This is a genomic window from Citrobacter sp. Cu231, from assembly GCF_030332265.1.
Taxonomy (GTDB): Bacteria; Pseudomonadota; Gammaproteobacteria; order Enterobacterales; family Enterobacteriaceae; genus Citrobacter; species Citrobacter meridianamericanus.
On sequence record NZ_JAOWIE010000029.1, the window covers coordinates 69,519 to 87,522 of the forward strand.

General features: G+C 52.8%; 14 protein-coding genes. 3 read left to right on the forward strand and 11 right to left on the reverse strand.

The window, feature by feature from the left end; translation table 11 throughout:
* The first annotated feature begins 18 nt into the window (after nucleotides 1–18).
* The gene (locus OGY15_RS03410; protein WP_151218232.1) at nucleotides 19–1,062 is read left to right on the forward strand and encodes an aminopeptidase; all 1,044 of its coding nucleotides are present in this window, start codon (nucleotides 19–21) and stop codon (nucleotides 1,060–1,062) included.
* A 44-nt stretch (nucleotides 1,063–1,106) separates the two neighbouring features.
* Here OGY15_RS03410 and cysH read toward each other — a convergent pair whose 3' ends face one another.
* The 3 genes from cysH to cysJ form a co-directional block, all read right to left on the reverse strand.
* Entirely contained in the window at nucleotides 1,107–1,841 is a 735-nt protein-coding gene (gene cysH / locus OGY15_RS03415) for a phosphoadenosine phosphosulfate reductase (RefSeq protein WP_151218233.1), read from the reverse strand.
* A gap of 81 nt (nucleotides 1,842–1,922) precedes the next feature.
* Entirely contained in the window at nucleotides 1,923–3,635 is a 1,713-nt protein-coding gene (gene cysI / locus OGY15_RS03420) for an assimilatory sulfite reductase (NADPH) hemoprotein subunit (protein ID WP_151218234.1), read from the reverse strand.
* Nucleotides 3,635–5,434 carry an NADPH-dependent assimilatory sulfite reductase flavoprotein subunit gene (gene cysJ / locus OGY15_RS03425; protein ID WP_286538282.1) on the reverse strand — a complete coding sequence of 600 codons (1,800 nt, stop codon included), beginning with the start codon at nucleotides 5,432–5,434 and terminating at the stop codon, nucleotides 3,635–3,637. Before cysJ ends, cysI begins: the two co-directional genes overlap by 1 nt.
* A gap of 305 nt (nucleotides 5,435–5,739) precedes the next feature.
* Here cysJ and queD point away from each other — a divergent pair, with 305 nt between their 5' ends.
* The gene (queD, locus tag OGY15_RS03430) at nucleotides 5,740–6,102 is read left to right on the forward strand and encodes a 6-carboxytetrahydropterin synthase QueD (RefSeq protein WP_151218235.1); all 363 of its coding nucleotides are present in this window, start codon (nucleotides 5,740–5,742) and stop codon (nucleotides 6,100–6,102) included.
* Between the two features lie 96 nt (nucleotides 6,103–6,198).
* Here the strand turns inward: queD and queE are convergent, their stop codons facing one another.
* From queE to OGY15_RS03445, 3 genes are all read right to left on the reverse strand, one after another.
* Complete coding sequence (gene queE / locus OGY15_RS03435) at nucleotides 6,199–6,870, reverse strand: 7-carboxy-7-deazaguanine synthase QueE (protein ID WP_187253124.1); 672 nt, start codon at nucleotides 6,868–6,870, stop codon at nucleotides 6,199–6,201.
* Between the two features lie 71 nt (nucleotides 6,871–6,941).
* On the reverse strand, nucleotides 6,942–7,631 hold the full coding sequence (locus OGY15_RS03440) for an N-acetylmannosamine-6-phosphate 2-epimerase (protein ID WP_151224267.1): 690 nt from the start codon (nucleotides 7,629–7,631) through the stop codon (nucleotides 6,942–6,944).
* Nucleotides 7,631–9,187 carry a maltose/glucose-specific PTS transporter subunit IIC gene (locus tag OGY15_RS03445; protein ID WP_286538290.1) on the reverse strand — a complete coding sequence of 519 codons (1,557 nt, stop codon included), beginning with the start codon at nucleotides 9,185–9,187 and terminating at the stop codon, nucleotides 7,631–7,633. Before OGY15_RS03445 ends, OGY15_RS03440 begins: the two co-directional genes overlap by 1 nt.
* Nucleotides 9,188–9,353: 166 nt before the next feature.
* Here OGY15_RS03445 and OGY15_RS03450 point away from each other — a divergent pair, with 166 nt between their 5' ends.
* The gene (locus tag OGY15_RS03450) at nucleotides 9,354–10,178 is read left to right on the forward strand and encodes a MurR/RpiR family transcriptional regulator (protein ID WP_151218247.1); all 825 of its coding nucleotides are present in this window, start codon (nucleotides 9,354–9,356) and stop codon (nucleotides 10,176–10,178) included.
* A gap of 55 nt (nucleotides 10,179–10,233) precedes the next feature.
* On the opposite strand, the gene eno is transcribed toward OGY15_RS03450, so the two are convergent.
* The 5 genes from eno to rlmD form a co-directional block, all read right to left on the reverse strand.
* The gene (gene eno / locus OGY15_RS03455; RefSeq protein ID WP_151218248.1) at nucleotides 10,234–11,532 is read right to left on the reverse strand and encodes a phosphopyruvate hydratase; all 1,299 of its coding nucleotides are present in this window, start codon (nucleotides 11,530–11,532) and stop codon (nucleotides 10,234–10,236) included.
* Nucleotides 11,533–11,619: 87 nt separating this feature from the next.
* Nucleotides 11,620–13,257, reverse strand: a complete 1,638-nt coding sequence (pyrG, locus tag OGY15_RS03460; protein ID WP_003034127.1) for a glutamine hydrolyzing CTP synthase — start codon at nucleotides 13,255–13,257, stop codon at nucleotides 11,620–11,622.
* Between the two features lie 224 nt (nucleotides 13,258–13,481).
* Nucleotides 13,482–14,273, reverse strand: a complete 792-nt coding sequence (mazG, locus tag OGY15_RS03465; RefSeq protein ID WP_151218249.1) for a nucleoside triphosphate pyrophosphohydrolase — start codon at nucleotides 14,271–14,273, stop codon at nucleotides 13,482–13,484.
* Between the two features lie 73 nt (nucleotides 14,274–14,346).
* Complete coding sequence (relA, locus tag OGY15_RS03470; protein ID WP_151218250.1) at nucleotides 14,347–16,581, reverse strand: GTP diphosphokinase; 2,235 nt, start codon at nucleotides 16,579–16,581, stop codon at nucleotides 14,347–14,349.
* A 100-nt stretch (nucleotides 16,582–16,681) separates the two neighbouring features.
* A complete protein-coding gene (gene rlmD / locus OGY15_RS03475; RefSeq protein ID WP_278238608.1) occupies nucleotides 16,682–17,980 on the reverse strand; it encodes a 23S rRNA (uracil(1939)-C(5))-methyltransferase RlmD in 1,299 nt (432 codons plus the stop codon).
* Between the last annotated feature and the right edge of the window lie 24 nt (nucleotides 17,981–18,004).

Consider the following 18,004-nt stretch of genomic DNA (forward strand, 5'->3'; position numbering starts at 1 on the left):
GGTATTTAAGGACTCATTATGTTTTCCGCAACGCGCCACCTTATTGCTGCCATGGCGCTCGGCGCGTGTTTTATCCTTCCAGCACAGGCAACATCCTCCAAACCTGGAGATATCGCAAATACCCAGGCTCGATATATCGCAACGTTTTTCCCGGGCCGCGTGACGGGATCTCCGGCTGAAATGTTATCTGCTGATTATATACGTCAGCAATTCCAGCAGATGGGCTACAGCAGTGATATTCGGACGTTTAATAGCCGTTATGTTTATACCGCCAAAAATAACCGTAAAAACTGGCATAACGTAACGGGAAGCACCGTTATTGCAGCACATGAAGGTAAAGCGCCGCAGCAGATTATTATCATGGCGCATCTCGACACCTACGCTGCACAAAGCGACGCCGATTCAGATGCCAATCTGGGTGGGTTAACCCTGCAAGGTATCGACGACAACGCTGCAGGCGTTGGCGTAATGCTGGAACTGGCGGAAAAACTCAAAGACGTGCCGACGCAGTACGGCATCCGATTTATTGCCACCAGCGGCGAGGAAGAAGGCAAACTCGGCGCAGAAAACATTCTGAAACGAATGAGTGCCGCCGAGAAGAAAAACACGCTGCTGGTGATTAACCTCGATAACCTGATCGTCGGGGATAAACTCTATTTCAACAGCGGTAAGAAAACCCCGGAAGCAGTTCGAAAACTGACGCGCGACCGGGCGCTGGCTATCGCGCATAGTCGCGGCATTGTAGCCAGCACCAATCCGGGCCTGAACAAAGACTATCCGAAGGGAACAGGATGTTGTAACGATTCGGAAGTCTTCGACGACGCGGGTATTGCCGTGCTCTCCGTTGAAGCGACCAACTGGAGCCTGGGCAAGAAAGATGGCTACCAACAGCGCGCCAAAAGCGCCTCGTTCCCGGCTGGCAACAGCTGGCATGATGTGCGACTGGATAACCAGCAGCATATCGATAAAGCCTTACCGGGCCGGATAGAGCGCCGTAGCCGCGACGTGGTACGCATTATGCTGCCGCTGGTAAAAGAACTGGCGAAAGCAGATAAATCCTGAAGAAGCAGCCCGGTAATATGTAAACGTTACCGGGCTGCTAGCTGTCATCCTTCGTGCAGCCCGCACTCGCGCTTGAGCCCAAAGAACCGCGTCTCTTCTTCCGCCATTCCCGGCTCCCATTTGCGGGTGGTATGCGTATCGCCGACTGACAGATAGCCCTGGTCCCACAGCGGATGGTATTTCAGGCCGTGCTTTTGCAGATACTGGTAAACCGTACGGTTGTCCCAGTCGATAATCGGCAGCACTTTAAACACGCCACGCTGAATAGCCAACACCGGCAAATGCGCACGACTGCCGGACTGTTCGCGACGCAAACCAGCAAACCAGGTTTGCGCGTCGAGTTCCTGTAGCGCCCGGTTCATCGGCTCGACTTTGTTGATGTCATTGTATTTCTCAATGCCTTCAACGCCCTGTTCCCACAGCTTACCGTAACGTGCTTCCTGCCAGGCGGCGCTCTCTTTCGCGCGATAAACCTGGAGATTCAGCTTGAGTTTGTCCGTTAACTCGTCAATAAACTGGTAGGTTTCAGGGAACAGGTAGCCGGTATCGGTCAGGATCACCGGGATATCCGGGCGGATCTGATTCACCAGATGCAGACTCACTGCTGCCTGAATACCGAAGCTTGATGACAGCACATATTCACCTGGCAGGTTTTCCAGCGCCCACGCCACGCGATCCTCGGCACTCAGTTTTTCCAGTTCGGCGTTGGTTTCGGCCAGCGCCAGCACGCGCTCGACTTTTGGCAGGTCGTTCAACGCGTTGAGATCGAGTTTGGACATAAGTTCCTCGCTGTTTGCCTTGCCAAATGGCGCGCGTAGCAGGTCTGTAGGTCTGATAAGCGCGCCATCCGGCAATTCACATTATTCCCAGAAATCCCGCGCTGGATCGAGCACCGGGCGAATAATGCCCGCACGCACCGTAAAGTCACCGAAGCCTTCACCCGCTTCGCGCTCTTTCGCCCAGCGCCCGACAAGCTCATCGATGGAATCAAGAATTTCCGGCTCGGTGATGTTCTCGCGGAACATACGCGGAATACGTGTGCCGATACGGTTACCGCCCAGATGCAGGTTATAGCGACCCGGCGCTTTCCCCACCAGCCCCAGTTCTGCCAGCATCGCGCGACCGCAGCCGTTCGGACAACCGGTAACGCGCATCACGATATGCTCGTCGGGAATGCCGTGTTTTTCCAGAATCGCTTCCACTTTATCCGTGAACGATGGCAGGAAGCGTTCGGCTTCGGCCATCGCCAGCGGACAAGTCGGGAACGACACGCAGGCCATCGAGTTTTCACGCTGCGGTTTTACCGCATTCATCAGTCCATGATCGCGCGCCAGCTTCTCTACCTTCGTCTTCTGGCTTTCCGGTACGCCAGCGATGATCAAGTTCTGGTTGGCAGTGATGCGGAAATCGCCTTTGTGGATCTTCGCGATCTCCAGCAGCCCCGTTTTCAGCGGACGGCCTGGATAATCCAGAATACGGCCATTTTCAATAAACAACGTCAGGTGCCAGTTATTGTCGATCCCTTTCACCCAACCGATGCGATCGCCGCGGCCAGTGAACTCGTACGGGCGGATCGGCTCAAATTTGATCCCCGCGCGACGCTCAACTTCTTCCTTGAAGGTATCGACGCCGACGCGCTCAAGGGTGTATTTGGTTTTAGCGTTTTTACGGTCGGTACGGTTACCCCAATCGCGCTGAGTCGTGACCACCGCTTCTGCCACCGCCAGGGTGTGCTCCAGCGGCAGGAAGCCGAATTCGCTCGCGGTGCGGGCATAGGTTTTCTTGTTGCCGTGCTCGATTGAGAGACCGCCGCCGACCAGCAGGTTAAAGCCTACCAGCTTGCCGTTTTCGGCAATCGCCACGAAGTTCATGTCGTTGGCGTGCAGATCGATATCGTTCTGCGGCGGGATCACCACCGTGGTTTTAAACTTACGCGGCAGATAGGTCGCCCCGAGGATCGGTTCTTCATCGGTAGTAGCAACTTTTTCCTGATCGAGCCAGATCTCCGCATAGGCGCGCGTGCGCGGCAGCAGATGTTCAGAAATTTTCTTCGCCCACTCGTAGGCTTCCGCATGCAGCTGCGACTCATATGGGTTAGAGGTGCACAGCACGTTACGGTTCATGTCGTTGGCGGTCGCCAGTGCGTCCAGCCCGACCGAATGCAGCATCTGATGCACCGGCTTGACGTTCTTCTTCAGAATGCCGTGAAACTGGAAGGTCTGACGGTTAGTCAGACGGATGCTGCCGTAAATGGTGTTATCCGCGGCAAATTTGTCGATGGCTTTCCACTGGGTTGGAGTGATCACCCCGCCCGGCAAACGGCAGCGCAGTAGCATCGCGTGGCGCGGCTCCAGCTTCTGCTCGGCACGTTCGGCACGAATATCGCGGTCGTCCTGCTGGTACATACCGTGGAAACGGATCAGCAGGAAGTTATCGCCGTGGAAACCGCCGGTGAGACCGTCGTTGAGATCTTCCGCGATGGTGCCGCGCAGGAAATTACTTTCACGCTTCATGCGCTCGGCGTCAGTCAGTTTGCCTTCGACCACCAAAGGCCCTGGGTGTTTTTCGCTCATTAGTAGACATCTCGCTGATAACGGCGCTCAATGCGCAGCTCACTTAAAAATTCATCCGCCGCTTCGATATCCATTGCACCGAATTCAGCAATCACTTCCAGCAACGCCTGCTCAACGTCTTTCGCCATGCAATTGGCGTCGCCGCAGACATAAATGTGGGCACCGTCGTTAATCCAGCGCCACAGTTCCGCGCCCTGTTCGCGCAGTTTGTCTTGTACGTAGATTTTTTCTTTTTGATCGCGAGACCAGGCGAGATCGATCCGGCTCAACACGCCCTCTTTGACGTAGCGCTGCCATTCAACCTGGTAGAGGAAATCTTCGGTGAAATGCGGGTTGCCGAAGAACAACCAGTTTTTACCTTCCGCGCCATCGGCCGCACGCTGCTGCATAAAGGCGCGGAACGGTGCAATTCCCGTACCCGGGCCAATCATAATCACCGGTGTCTGCGGGTTTGCCGGCAAACGGAAGTTGTCGTTGTGTTCAATGAACACGCGAACTTCACCTTCTTCTTCCACGCGGTCGGCGAGGAAGCTGGAGGCACCGCCAGCGCGGGCGCGCCCCTCAATGTCGTAACGCACTACGCCGACAGTCACATGCACTTCACTTTCGACTTCCGCCTGGGAGGAAGCAATGGAGTACAAACGCGGGGTCAGCGGGCGCAAAAGATCAACTAACGTCTGAGCGTCCAGTTGTGCCGGGGAGAAACGCATCATATCAACGATTGGCGTGGTCGCGGCGTAATGCTGCAATTGCGTTTTATCGCCCACCAGCGGCAGCAGCGACTCACTGCGCGTCAGCGTGGCGTAGTTTTCCACGATATTTGCAGTGTTGACCGTCAGCTCGAAATGCCACTGCAACGCTTCGGCCAGAGGCAGCGTTTTGCCATTAACCGTTACCGGTTCATCGCCCTTCAGCCACAGCAGTTCAACCAGCTCTTTGACCAGCGCGGGATCGTTCTGATACCACACGCCCAGCGCGTCGCCGGGCTGATAGCGCAGACCGGAATCGCCGAGATCGATTTCGATATGGCGCACATCTTTTAGTGAGTCGCGACCGGTGATTTTCTGATTCACCGCAAGTGACGCCGCCAGCGGCGCTTCTTTGGTATATGGGCTGGTGTGAACTTCGTTTACCGCACCGCTCGCCGCAACTTGCACAGACGGTACAGCCGGCGCACGCGCTTTCAGAACCTCAACCAGACGCTCGCGCCACTGCGCGGCAGCGGCCTGGTATTCGACATCAGCATCCACCCGATCCAGCAGACGCTCACCGCCCAGTTCAGCCAGTTTACTGTCGAAATCTTTACCGGCCTGGCAGAAGAATTCATAGGAGGTATCGCCCAAACCAAACACGGCAAAAGCAGTGTTCTCAAGCTTCGGCGCTTTTTTCGAGAACAGATATTTATGCAACGCCACAGCTTCTTCCGCCGGTTCACCTTCCCCTTGCGTCGATGCCACCACGATCAGCAGTTTTTCATTGGCGATTTGTTTGAATTTATAGTCGCCAGCGTTGATCAGAGTGACATTGAGCTTCGCAGCGATAAGATCATCACGCAGGGCTTCCGCCACTCGACGCGCATTACCGGTTTGCGAGGCGGAGATAAGCGTAATACCAGGCATTTGAGCGGCAGGCGCTGGTGCCACCGCATTGCTGCCTGGCTGCTGATTCAGCACGCCCCAGAAATAGCCAGAAACCCACGCGAGCTGTGCGGGAGTGAAGTCAGTCGTGGCTGCCTGAAGGCGTGCCAGTTGCTCCGGGTTTAGCGGTAGCAAAGCGGAAGGTGAGGCCTGTGTCGTCATGCGTTGTCATGTTCCAGTAAGCAAAGCGGATTTCAGCAATAAAACCCAAACTGAAGATAAGGTTAACGGCGGGGATAGTAACAATTAAAGAAGGGATAGAAATAACAAATAACCAAATGGACTAACCTGTTTTAGTTATAGTCATTAACGACAAAAACGATTTAATAACTATATGATATTTAAAAAGTTATTAAACATTAACAGCGTAAATATAGCGTTCTGATGCTTAGCGCCCTTTTAACTAATGATAAAAATTGTACTTTACGGTACCCTACGGCGGTTTTTCGCATTCTTGAGAGTAAAAAATGTCCACCACCTTGTTTAAAGATTTCACCTTCGAAGCCGCTCATCGCCTGCCACATGTACCAGAAGGGCATAAATGTGGTCGCCTGCATGGTCACTCATTTATGGTGCGTCTTGAAATTACCGGTGAAGTCGATCCGCATACCGGTTGGATCATGGATTTTTCTGAGTTAAAAGCGGCGTTTAAGCCGACCTACGACAGACTCGATCACTATTATCTGAACGATATTCCTGGCCTAGAAAACCCAACCAGTGAAGTGCTGGCAAAATGGATTTGGGATCAGGTTAAACCGATTGTCCCTCTGCTGAGTGCCGTAATGGTGAAAGAGACCTGCACAGCGGGCTGCGTGTATCGCGGCGAGTGATTGTAGTATTACCGGATAGGGACGCATCGCGGTCTTATCCGGTCTGTAATGACCAGCAAACTGTGGCCGGGTAAGTGAAATCCCCCGGCAGAATTATCAGGCTATATTCAGATACTTATGAGTCTGCATCGACAGACGCCAGTTGCGCGCAATACAGGTTTCAATACATAAACGCGTCGCATCTTCTTTCTGACTGATTGGCTGCAAGGCAATGATGCGCGGTTTGTCGTCGCTCAACGTTGCCAACAGTTCATCCAGCGCTTCAATATCGCGAACGCGACCAACCGGATGTTTGATTTCATTCGCGCGCTCCAGCGCCTGTGACAGCACATCATAGCCGCCACGCATATTTACCTTCGGTGATACAGTCACCCAGGTATTCGGCGTACAGCGCACTTCGTGGGTACCGCTGGTTTCAATCTGGCAACTAAAGCCGTTCTTTTCCAGCAGATCAGTCAGCGGCATCAGGTCATGAATGCAGGGCTCACCACCGGTTATCACCACATGACGGGCGGTATAGCCCTGGCGCTGAATGACCGCCAGCAGATCTTCACTGCTCGCCGCCCCCCATTTATCGCTCTCTTTGGTCTTAGCCAGGATGCTGTACAGGGAAACTTCCCGATCCTCAAGCTTATCCCAGGTGTGTTTGGTATCGCACCAGGCACAGCCAACCGGGCATCCCTGTAAACGAATAAAAATGGCGGGGACGCCGGTAAAGTAACCCTCACCTTGCAGGGTCTGGAACATCTCGTTAATCGGGTACTGCATAGCGCTCTCAATATGGGGATAAACGATAATTATCGCAGATCCCCGCCAAAGTATCATGCCCCATCGATGCTTTACGAGGCGATCGCCGCGACAAAGCGCGCCGTTATCTGCTGCGGACGCGTGATAGCCCCCCCAACCACTACGGTATGGGCGCCTAATGCCAGGCATCGTGCGGCACGTTCCGGAGTATCGACGTTTCCTTCTGCCACAACAGGCACGCTGACCGCCGCCAATACCTCACGCAAAAAACCGCAGTCGTTTTCCGCCAGCACATGTCCGGCAGTGTCTGCGGTATAGCCATAGAGCGTGGTGCCGACGCAGTCAAAACCCAAACGTTCGGCTGTCGCAGCCTCGTCTACTGTGGCGATATCCGCCATCAGCAGCACAGACGGGTAGCGAGCGCGGATTTGCATAACTAATTCTTCCAGCGTTTGTCCACCAGGGCGCAGGCGCGCTGTCGCATCCAGAGCAATAATCTCCGGCTCAACGGTCATCAGCTCGTCCACTTCCTGGAGCGTGGCCGTGATAAACACATCACTGCCCGGATAATCGCGCTTGATAATCCCAATCACCGGCAGGGAGACGCTCTCTTTGATCGCGCGAATATCCACCACGCTGTTCGCACGAATACCTACCGCGCCGCCCTGCGCTGCCGCCAGCGCCATACGCGACATAATAAACGGACTGTGCAGGGGCTCATTTTCTAGCGCCTGGCAGGAGACGATTAATTTACCTTTCAGGGAATCCAGTACAGTTTTCATTACGATAAGATCTCTTCGACTTCGTTTTTAATGATGGTGACATGCGGGCCATAAATCACCTGAACACCGTTGCCGCGAATAATTACACCACGCGCTCCGGTCGCTTTCAGCGCAGCTTCATCGACCTTGCTGCTCTCTTTCACCGTCACACGTAAGCGCGTGGCGCAACAGTCCACCTCTTCCAGATTCTCTTTGCCTCCCAGCCCGGCGATGACTGCCGCTGCGCGTTCAGTTTGCGTCAGACCGGATTCAATCGGGGTTACGTTTTCACGGCCAGGCGTCAGCCAGTTAAAGCGGTTAATCAAATAGCGGAAGGTGAAGTAGTAAAGGAAGAACCACGGGATCCCCACCAAGGGGACGTACATCCAGTTGGTTTTAGCTTCCCCCTGTAGTACGCCAAAAAGTAGGAAATCGATAAGTCCACCCGAAAAGGTTTGCCCGATGGTGATATGTAAAATATGCGCCATCATAAACGCCAGACCATCGAAAAAGGCGTGAATGACGTATAACACGGGGGCGACAAACAGGAAGGAGAACTCGATAGGCTCAGTGATCCCTGTCAGGAAAGAGGTCAGCGCCGCTGACAGCAATAGTCCAGCGACAAGCTTTCTATTCTCTGGTTTTGCAGTATGGTACATCGCAAGACATGCGCCAAGCAGGCCGAACATCATTGTGATAAAGCGCCCGGACATAAAGCGCGAGGTACCCGCATAGAACTGCTGCGTATTCGGATCGGCAAGTTGGGCAAAGAAAATTCGCTGCGTACCTTCAACCAACTGGCCGTTGACGATTTCACTCCCGCCAAGCGCTGTAGTCCAGAACGGCAAATAAAAGATATGGTGTAACCCCAGTGGGCCAAGCATACGCAAGATGAAGCCGTAAAGTAATGTGCCCAGATAACCGGTCGCATCCACCAGACCACCCAGTCCAAAAATGAGTTTCTGGAAATGCGGCCAGACCACCGTCATGATGGCGCCCACGACTATCGCAGCAAGGGAGCTAATAATCGGTACAAAGCGTGAGCCGCTGAAGAAACCAAGAAACTGAGGCAGCGAGACTTTATTGAAACGGCTATGCAGCGCGCAGGTGACAAGCCCAATCACCACCCCACCAAATACGCCCGTTTCCAGCGTCTGAATACCCAACGTCATCCCCTGGCCTACGGCACCTGGATTCTCGTGTGCCAGCGTTCCGTTAAGCGTCAATAAGGCGTTGATGGTGGCATTCATCACCAGAAATGCCAGCAACGCCGCGAGCCCGGCAGTGCCTTTATCTGTCTTCGCCAGCCCCACCGCGACACCCACCGCAAAGAGCACCGACAGATTGGCAAACACAATGGAACCGGCACTGGTCATGATTGTGAAGATTGCCTGCAACCAGTCGACATCCAAAAACGGATAAGCCGTTAATGTATTTGGATTCGACAGCGCACCACCAATCCCTAACAACAATCCGGCAGCGGGCAATACCGCAATCGGCAGCATGAACGATTTGCCAAACCGTTGCGCTTTTTCAAACCATGCCCCTGATGAGGCGCCGCTAAACATTTGCATCATTTTTTCATCTCTCCCGATTAATGATGAAAATTTTTACCATATTTATTTTTAAAAATGAAAATTACCATCAAAAACCAGGAAGCCGATCATACTTTTTTAAAATGACTGGCATCTCTCCCCTGCTTTCCGCCACACTATCAGCAGAGAAACGCATTAAGGATTTTGCATGTCAGAAAATGAAAACCTGCTGCTAAGATTGCGCCAGAGCGTTGATGGATATAGCCGAACACAGCAAAAGCTGGGTGAGTTCGTGCTCAGCGATCCGGCAAAAGTTGTCTACCTGACGATTACCGAACTGGCGCGCGAAAGCGATACCAGCGAGGCAAGCGTTACGCGCCTGTGCCGTACGCTGGGGTGTAAGGGTTACAACGAATTTAAGATGGCGCTCGCGCTCGATCTCCAGCAAGAACAGCCGGTAGAGCACAGCGGTGATGAAATTGACAATGTAGTCAATGAATCCGTACAAGCGCTGCAGGACACAGCAAAATTACTCGACAGGACATTACTGGAAGCTGCCGCTCTGGCGCTACATCAGGCTCAGTCGGTACAGATTTATGGCGTGGCTGCCAGCGCCATTCTGGGGGAGTATTTACATTACAAGCTCCTGCGTCTGGGCAAACCCGCGCAACTGTTCAGCGACATGCACCGCGCAGCCATGAATGCCACTACGCTTAGCAAAAACACGCTCGTGGTAGCGATATCCAGTTCTGGCTCCACCCGCGATCTGCTGCATGTCGTAAAACTGGCGCGTAAGCAAGGCGTGCGCGTGCTGGCACTGAGTAATACGCCACGCAGTCCGCTGGCCTCGCTGAGCGATATTCAACTGGTCGCAGCCAAACCAGAAGGTCCATTGAGTGCTGGCGCGCTAAACGCCAAAGTGGGAGTAATGCTGTTGGTAGAACTGCTCACCACATCGCTGATTGCGCTGGATGAAAAGTACAGTGATGTGAGCCAGCAAACCGCCAGCGCGACCTTACCGCTACTGCTTTAAAGACATAAAAAAACCCGCCGCAGCGGGTTTTTACGTTAAGAGCTAAAGAACAGGATTAAGCCTGACCTTTGATCTCTTTACGACCGTTGTACGGTGCTTGTTCACCCAGAGCTTCTTCGATACGAATCAGCTGGTTGTACTTAGCAACGCGGTCAGAACGGCTCATAGAACCGGTTTTGATCTGGCCTGCAGCGGTACCAACAGCCAGGTCAGCGATGGTAGCGTCTTCAGTTTCGCCAGAACGGTGAGAGATGACAGCGGTGTAGCCAGCGTCTTTCGCCATTTTGATCGCAGCCAGAGTTTCGGTCAGAGAACCGATCTGGTTGAATTTGATCAGGATGGAGTTAACGATGCCTTTTTCGATGCCTTCTTTCAGGATCTTGGTGTTGGTTACGAACAGGTCGTCACCAACCAGCTGGATTTTGTCGCCCAGTACTTTAGTCTGGTATGCGAAACCATCCCAGTCAGACTCGTCCAGACCATCTTCGATGGACACGATCGGGTACTGTTTGGTCAGTTCTTCCAGGAAGTGAGTGAATTCTTCAGAGGTGAATGCTTTGTTGCCTTCGCCAGCCAGAACGTATTTACCGTCTTTGTAGAATTCAGACGCTGCACAGTCCATCGCCAGAGTGATGTCTTTGCCCAGCTCGTAGCCAGCTGCTTTAACCGCTTCAGCGATTACGGACAGAGCTTCAGCGTTGGAACCCAGGTTCGGCGCATAGCCGCCTTCGTCACCCACTGCAGTGTTCATACCTTTGGCTTTCAGAACTTTAGCCAGGTTGTGGAACACTTCAGAACCCATACGTACAGCTTCTTTCAGGGTTTTAGCGCCAACAGGCTGAATCATGAATTCCTGGATGTCGACGTTGTTGTCAGCGTGCTCACCACCGTTGATGATGTTCATCATCGGAACCGGCATGGAGTATTTGCCCGGAGTGCCGTTCAGTTCAGCGATGTGAGCATACAGCGGCAGGCCTTTAGCGGCGGCAGCAGCTTTAGCAGCAGCCAGAGAAACAGCCAGGATGGCGTTTGCACCGAAGTTGGATTTGTTTTCAGTACCGTCCAGATCGATCATGATCTTGTCGATGCCAGCCTGATCTTTAGCATCTTTACCCAGCAGAGCCTGAGCAATCGGGCCATTCACAGCTGCAACAGCTTTCAGTACGCCTTTACCCATGAAACGGGATTTGTCGCCATCGCGCAGTTCCAGTGCTTCGCGGGAACCAGTAGAAGCACCTGACGGAGCTGCTGCCATACCAACGAAACCACCTTCCAGGTGTACTTCGGCTTCAACAGTCGGGTTACCACGGGAGTCGATGATTTCACGACCGATGATTTTAACGATTTTGGACATTAGATTTTCCTCAGTACAAGTTAAACTAAAACTCCAGACAAACAATGCACCCTGAAGGGTGCATTGCCGTTCTAACTTATTTACTTCTTACTTCGCCTGACGCTTCTGATGTTCACTGGCGGCTTTCACAAAGCCGGCAAACAGCGGGTGTCCATCACGTGGCGTGGAAGTAAATTCCGGGTGGAACTGACAGGCCACGAACCACGGATGATTCGGTACCTCAATGATCTCGACCAACTGATCATCACCGGAACGGCCTGCAATACGCAGACCCGCAGCTTCAATCTGTTTCAACAGCATATTGTTGACTTCGTAGCGGTGGCGATGGCGTTCAACAATTGTCGGCGCGCCGTACAGTTGACGAACCAGGCTATCGTCGCTCAACTGACACTGCTGCGCGCCAAGGCGCATTGTGCCGCCCAGATCGCTCTTCTCGGTACGGACTTCGACGTTACCGTCTTCATCGCGCCATTCGGTAATCAGAGCTACCACCGGATACTTACAGTCTGGCACAAATTCCGTGGAGTTGGCGTTGTCCATACCCACTACGTTACGTGCAAACTCAATCAACGCAACCTGCATACCCAGGCAAATGCCCAGATAAGGAATATTGTTCTCACGCGCAAAGCGCGCTGTCGCGATTTTACCTTCAACACCACGGTAGCCGAAGCCGCCTGGGATCAGGATTGCATCAAGACCTTTCAGGATCTCAACGCCGCGCGTTTCGACATCTTGCGAATCGATCAGCTTGATGTTGACGGTGACACGATTCTTCAGACCACCGTGCTTCAGTGCCTCGATAACTGACTTATAGGCATCCGGCAGTTCAATGTACTTGCCGACCATACCGATAGTCACTTCGCCTGCCGGATTCGCTTCTTCGTAGATAACCTGTTCCCATTCTGACAGATTAGCTTCCGGACAGTTCAAGCTGAATCGTTTACAAATATAATCGTCAAGGCCCTGGGATTTCAACAGGCCCGGAATTTTATAGATGGAATCGACATCTTTCAGAGAAATCACCGCTTTTTCCGGAACGTTACAGAATAATGCAATTTTTGCACGTTCATTAGCCGGAACTGCGCGATCGGAGCGACAAATCAGGATATCTGGCTGAATACCGATAGAAAGCAACTCTTTTACCGAGTGCTGAGTCGGTTTAGTTTTGACTTCACCTGCCGCCGCCATGTACGGAACCAGCGTCAGATGCATAAACAGCGTGTGCTCGCGGCCAATTTCTACGGCCATCTGGCGAATCGCTTCAAGGAACGGCAGAGATTCGATATCCCCAACGGTTCCGCCGATTTCAACCAGAACAACATCATGACCTTCACCGCCTTCCAGAACGCGTTCTTTAATGGCATTCGTGATGTGCGGGATAACCTGAACGGTAGCGCCCAGGTAGTCGCCACGGCGTTCTTTACGCAGAACGTCGGAGTAAATACGACCCGTGGTGAAGTTGTTGCGGCGACTCATTTTAGTACGAATGAAACGCTCGTAGTGACCCAGGTCCAGGTCGGTTTCAGCGCCGTCTTCGGTAACGAACACTTCCCCGTGTTGGATTGGGCTCATAGTACCTGGATCAACGTTGATGTACGGATCCAGTTTCATCATGGTCACATTGAGGCCACGGGCTTCAAGAATGGCTGCCAGGGAGGCTGCGGCAATGCCTTTTCCCAGAGAGGATACGACCCCGCCGGTCACAAAAATATAGTTCGTTGTCATGCTGGACCTGAGAAGTTAGGGTGAAACGATGGAATTACCAAGACGGGAAAGTAGTATACCCGAACATGACGAGCGCCACAAACTTTCATTATTCCTCCTCTTCACCAGGCTCACATTAACATCGGGAGTGAGAAAATAGCCCCTTTGGGGTAAATGTTTTTGACGTAAATCAAGCGCTTGTTATTTAAAAAATCACACAAATCGCCCTTGACCGACGAAATCCCTTAGAGATCAATTTCCTGCCGTTTTACCTGTTGCCAGACTTCTTCCATAGTTTCCAGATCAACACCAGTCATTTCCAGACCTCGAGCCGCCACAATTCGTTCAACCTCACGAAAACGTCGCTCAAATTTCTCGTTCGCTTTTTGCAATGCGGTCTCTGCTTTAGTGCCTAAATGGCGCGCCATATTGACCGTGGCAAACAGCAGATCGCCCATTTCCTCCTCCAGTTTAGCCTGGTCGACAACAGCCTGCCTCGCCTCAAACATGACTTCATCGATCTCTTCGTAAACCTTGTCGACAACCGGTCCTAATGTTTTCCAGTCGAAGCCAACATTTGAGCAGCGTTTCTGGATTTTTTGTGCACGCATTAACGCCGGTAAACTACGGGGAATATCGTCGAGTGCGGAATGCTGTGCCTTCTCAGCGCGCTCTTCGGTTTTGATTTGCTCCCAACGGGTTAGCACCTCGGTGCTGTTACTGGCAGAAACATCAGCAAAAACATGCGGGTGGCGACGTTCAAGCTTATCGCTTATCGCTGCACAGATATCATCAAAGTTGAAGCGCCCTTCTTCCTGCGCCATCTGGGCATAAAATACCACCTGAAACAGCAGGTCACCCAGTTCTCCACGCAGGTCATCGAAGTCTTCACGCGCAATCGCGTCCAGCACTTCATAGGTTTCTTCGAGAGTGTAAGGGGCAATAGTGGCGAATGTCTGCTCTTTGTCCCACGGACAGCCGTTTTCCGGATCACGCAGGCGCTGCATTATACCGAGCAGCCGATCGATTTGGTTCATGTGACAATCCTGGAGATTTGAGTAACTGTAGGCCGGATAAGGCATTTATGCCGCCATCCGGCCTACGTTCGTATTAATTACCGTGCAGACGGCGTGCGTCGATCACATCCGGCACCTGGTTAAGCTTGCCGAGCACGCGTCCGAGCACCTGCAGGTTGTAGATTTCGATGGTCATATCGATGGTGGCAAGCTGTTGTTTGGTATCACTCCGGCTGGCAACGCCCAGCACGTTCACCTTCTCGTTGGCAAGAATAGTGGTGATATCACGCAACAAGCCGCTGCGATCGTTAGCCTGGACGCGAACCACCAGCGAATATCCTGCCGAGTAGCTTTCGCCCCAAACCGCGTCAACAATACGTTCCGGCGCATGCGAGCGCAGTTCATTCAGCTGTTCGCAATCCGCCCGGTGGACCGAAATACCACGTCCTTGAGTGATAAACCCGACAATTTCATCACCTGGAATCGGCTGGCAACAGCGAGCGATGTGGTGCATCAGATTACCCACCCCTTCAACCACCACGCGACCATCGTCTTTACGGCGGCTCTGCGGCGCTTGCGTTTTCTGCTGAAGCTGTTTCAGCGCGGCGGCATCCTGCTCTGCAGCGCTTGGCTTATTAAACTGCGCCTGCAGGAAGTTCACCATCTGGTTAAGGCGGATGTCGCCTCCACCAATCGCCGCCAGAAGCTCATCCAGTTCATTGAAGCTGTAGCGCGGCAGCAGGTGCTTTTCCGCTTCTTTCAGGCTAATACCTAAATGTGCCAGCTCATCGTCGAGGATCTGGCGACCCGCCAGGATATTTTTATCGCGATCCTGTTTACGGAACCAGGCGTGGATCTTCGAACGCCCACGACTGGTGGTCACGTAGCCGAGGTTAGGATTCAGCCAGTCACGGCTTGGGTTTGGCTGTTTCTGGGTGATAATTTCAATTTGATCGCCCATCTGCAGTTGGTAAGTAAACGGTACGATGCGCCCGCCAATTTTCGCGCCAATGCAACGATGGCCCACATCGCTGTGGATGTGATAAGCAAAATCGAGCGGCGTGGAGCCTGCAGGCAGATCTACAACGTCGCCTTTCGGCGTAAAGACGTAAACCCGGTCATCAAAGACCTGGCTACGGACTTCATCCAGCATTTCGCCGGAATCAGCCATCTCTTCTTGCCAGGCGATCAGTTTACGCAGCCATGCGATACGATCTTCATGACCGGAGCGTGCCGCGCCTGAGGCTGTGCCCTCTTTGTATTTCCAGTGCGCAGCAACGCCCAGTTCGGCATCTTCGTGCATCTGTTTGGTGCGGATCTGAATTTCAATGGTTTTCCCGCCCGGCCCCAGCACAACCGTATGGATTGACTGGTAGCCGTTGGGTTTCGGGTTCGCGACGTAGTCATCGAACTCATCCGGCAGATGGCGATAGTGAGTATGTACTATTCCGAGCGCGGCGTAGCAATCCTGTAAACGCTCCGCCACGATACGCACCGCGCGCACATCGAACAGTTCATCAAAGGCTAACTGTTTTTTCTGCATTTTGCGCCAGATGCTGTAGATGTGCTTCGGACGTCCGTAAACTTCGGCTTTGACGCCTTCCGTTTTCATCTCTGAGCGCAAATGACCGACGAATTCATCAATGTAGTGTTCGCGATCGATACGACGTTCATGCAGCAGCTTGGCAATACGTTTGTATTCAGCCGGGTGCAGATAACGGAAGCAGTAATCTTCCAGCTCCCATTTTAACTGCCCAATACCCAACCGGTTAGCCAGCGGGGCATAGATATTGGTGCACTCTTTTGCTGCCAGAACGCGTTCATCTTCCGGTGCGTCTTTCACTTCACGCAGATGTGCAATCCGCTCCGCCAGCTTGATGACCACACAGCGGAAATCATCCACCATAGCCAGCAGCATGCGGCGGACGTTATCGACCTGCTCGGAAGAGACTGAATCGGTATGCGTGGCTTTAAGCTGGCGTATCGCCGCCATGTCACGCACACCGTGGATAAGATGAACAATGGATTTGCCCACGCTCTCGCGCAGGATGTCTTCACTGACGACGTTGGCATCAGCCAGAGGGAAAAGCATTGCTGCGCGCAACGTGTCGATATCCATGCTCAACATAGAGAGGATTTCTACCATCTCCACGCCACGCCACAGCAGCAGCTCTGCATCCGGATGCCCCTGTGTTTGCTGCAGGCAGTACGCCCAGGTTTCGGCTAAGCGTTCACACGACTGCTGGCTGGAGATCCCCAGACTCGCGATCCATTTCTTTGGATCAAACTCACCAGCTTTATTTAAATGTGCACTTCTTACCGCAACCATCGTCCTCTCCTTAAGGGGCATGGCCTGTCGAAGTCGACAAGCCGAACCCATTGTTTTTCACACAACATTACAACCCGAAATCCAATGGGTATTAAGTTCATTACAAACGCTCAAACAGGACCATTGATTCCAGGTGTCCTGTGTGCGGGAACATATCGAGCATCGCCAGCCGCCGGATGGCATATCCCGCATTGAGCAAAGCATCGCTGTCACGAGCCAGCGTTGCCGGGTTACAGGATACATAAACAACGCGTATAGGTTCTAATTTTATAATATGTTGCATCACACCAGCAGCACCCGCACGCGCAGGATCGAGCAAAACTTTGTCGAATCCGTTTTTAGCCCAAGGCTGCCGGGTAACATCTTCCTCAAGGTTTTCATGAAAGAATGTCACATTGTGTAATCCGTTATTCAGCGCATTTTCCCGGCCTTTTTCCACCAGCGCCGGTACCCCTTCCACGCCGACCACGCTTGCAGCTCGGGTCGCCAGCGGCAGAGTAAAATTGCCCATTCCGCAGAACAGATCGAGCACACGCTCTCCCGGTTGAATATCGAGCCATTCCAACGCTCGGGCCACCATTTGCTGGTTTACCCCTTCATTGACCTGAATAAAATCACGCGGGCTGAAGGTTAACCGTAGTCCATTTGAATCATACCAGGGCGATTCTTCTGATATTGATTCCAGTATCTCGCTTTGTGGGGCCAGAAACAAAGACAGCCCCTGAGAATGCGAAAAGCATTCCAGTTTTTCTTTATCCACAGCACTTAATGGCGCCGTGTGGCGCAAAATCATCAGGGTTCCGCTCCCTGCCTGCACCAGTTCGACATGCCCAAGATGGCGTAACCCTTGTAGACTTTCCAGGCACGCCCTGATGTGGGGCAATAGCGCCTCAAGCTGGGGCACCAAAACAGGGCATTGTTTGACATCGATAATGTCGTTAGAGCCGGATTTGCGAAAACCCATCTGCAATTTTTGCTCTTTTGGCCGATAGCTCAGGCTCAAACGTGCACGGCGACGATAGCCCCACGGCGTATCAGCTATAACATCCGACACTTCACATTTCATTAAACGCGACAACGCCGCGCTTTTACTACGCTGCTGTAGCGAGATGCTGGCATGCTGTTGCTGGCAGCCACCGCACACGCCAAAATGCGGGCAACGAGGCACTTCACGCTCAGGGCTGTTGTTCAAACGTCGTTTTACTTGCGCGCGGGCGAACTGTTTTTTATCTTCGGTAATCACCACCTCGGCGCTTTCCTGAGGTAGCAATTCCGGTATGAACAACGCCTTTCCGTTATGGCGAGCAACACCCTGACCAAAAGGATCGAGGTCATTGACGGTAACGGTTATGATCTGACGCGTCGTCACGCGTCGTTTTGCAGAGTAGAATTGCGCCATCGACGAGATATGTCTCTTTTTAAC

Excerpts from the sequence above, each read along its gene's own strand:
- OGY15_RS03450 (WP_151218247.1), top strand. The coding sequence starts at position 9,354 with ATGTCAGAAAATGAAAACCTGCTGCTAAGATTGCGCCAGAGCGTTGAT.
- cysH (WP_151218233.1), bottom strand. The coding sequence starts at position 1,841 with ATGTCCAAACTCGATCTCAACGCGTTGAACGACCTGCCAAAAGTCGAG.
- OGY15_RS03410 (WP_151218232.1), top strand. The coding sequence starts at position 19 with ATGTTTTCCGCAACGCGCCACCTTATTGCTGCCATGGCGCTCGGCGCG.
- cysJ (WP_286538282.1), bottom strand. The coding sequence starts at position 5,434 with ATGACGACACAGGCCTCACCTTCCGCTTTGCTACCGCTAAACCCGGAG.
- OGY15_RS03445 (WP_286538290.1), bottom strand. The coding sequence starts at position 9,187 with ATGATGCAAATGTTTAGCGGCGCCTCATCAGGGGCATGGTTTGAAAAA.
- relA (WP_151218250.1), bottom strand. The coding sequence starts at position 16,581 with ATGGTTGCGGTAAGAAGTGCACATTTAAATAAAGCTGGTGAGTTTGAT.
- queD (WP_151218235.1), top strand. The coding sequence starts at position 5,740 with ATGTCCACCACCTTGTTTAAAGATTTCACCTTCGAAGCCGCTCATCGC.
- mazG (WP_151218249.1), bottom strand. The coding sequence starts at position 14,273 with ATGAACCAAATCGATCGGCTGCTCGGTATAATGCAGCGCCTGCGTGAT.
- queE (WP_187253124.1), bottom strand. The coding sequence starts at position 6,870 with ATGCAGTACCCGATTAACGAGATGTTCCAGACCCTGCAAGGTGAGGGT.
- pyrG (WP_003034127.1), bottom strand. The coding sequence starts at position 13,257 with ATGACAACGAACTATATTTTTGTGACCGGCGGGGTCGTATCCTCTCTG.
- cysI (WP_151218234.1), bottom strand. The coding sequence starts at position 3,635 with ATGAGCGAAAAACACCCAGGGCCTTTGGTGGTCGAAGGCAAACTGACT.
- rlmD (WP_278238608.1), bottom strand. The coding sequence starts at position 17,980 with ATGGCGCAATTCTACTCTGCAAAACGACGCGTGACGACGCGTCAGATC.
- eno (WP_151218248.1), bottom strand. The coding sequence starts at position 11,532 with ATGTCCAAAATCGTTAAAATCATCGGTCGTGAAATCATCGACTCCCGT.
- OGY15_RS03440 (WP_151224267.1), bottom strand. The coding sequence starts at position 7,631 with ATGAAAACTGTACTGGATTCCCTGAAAGGTAAATTAATCGTCTCCTGC.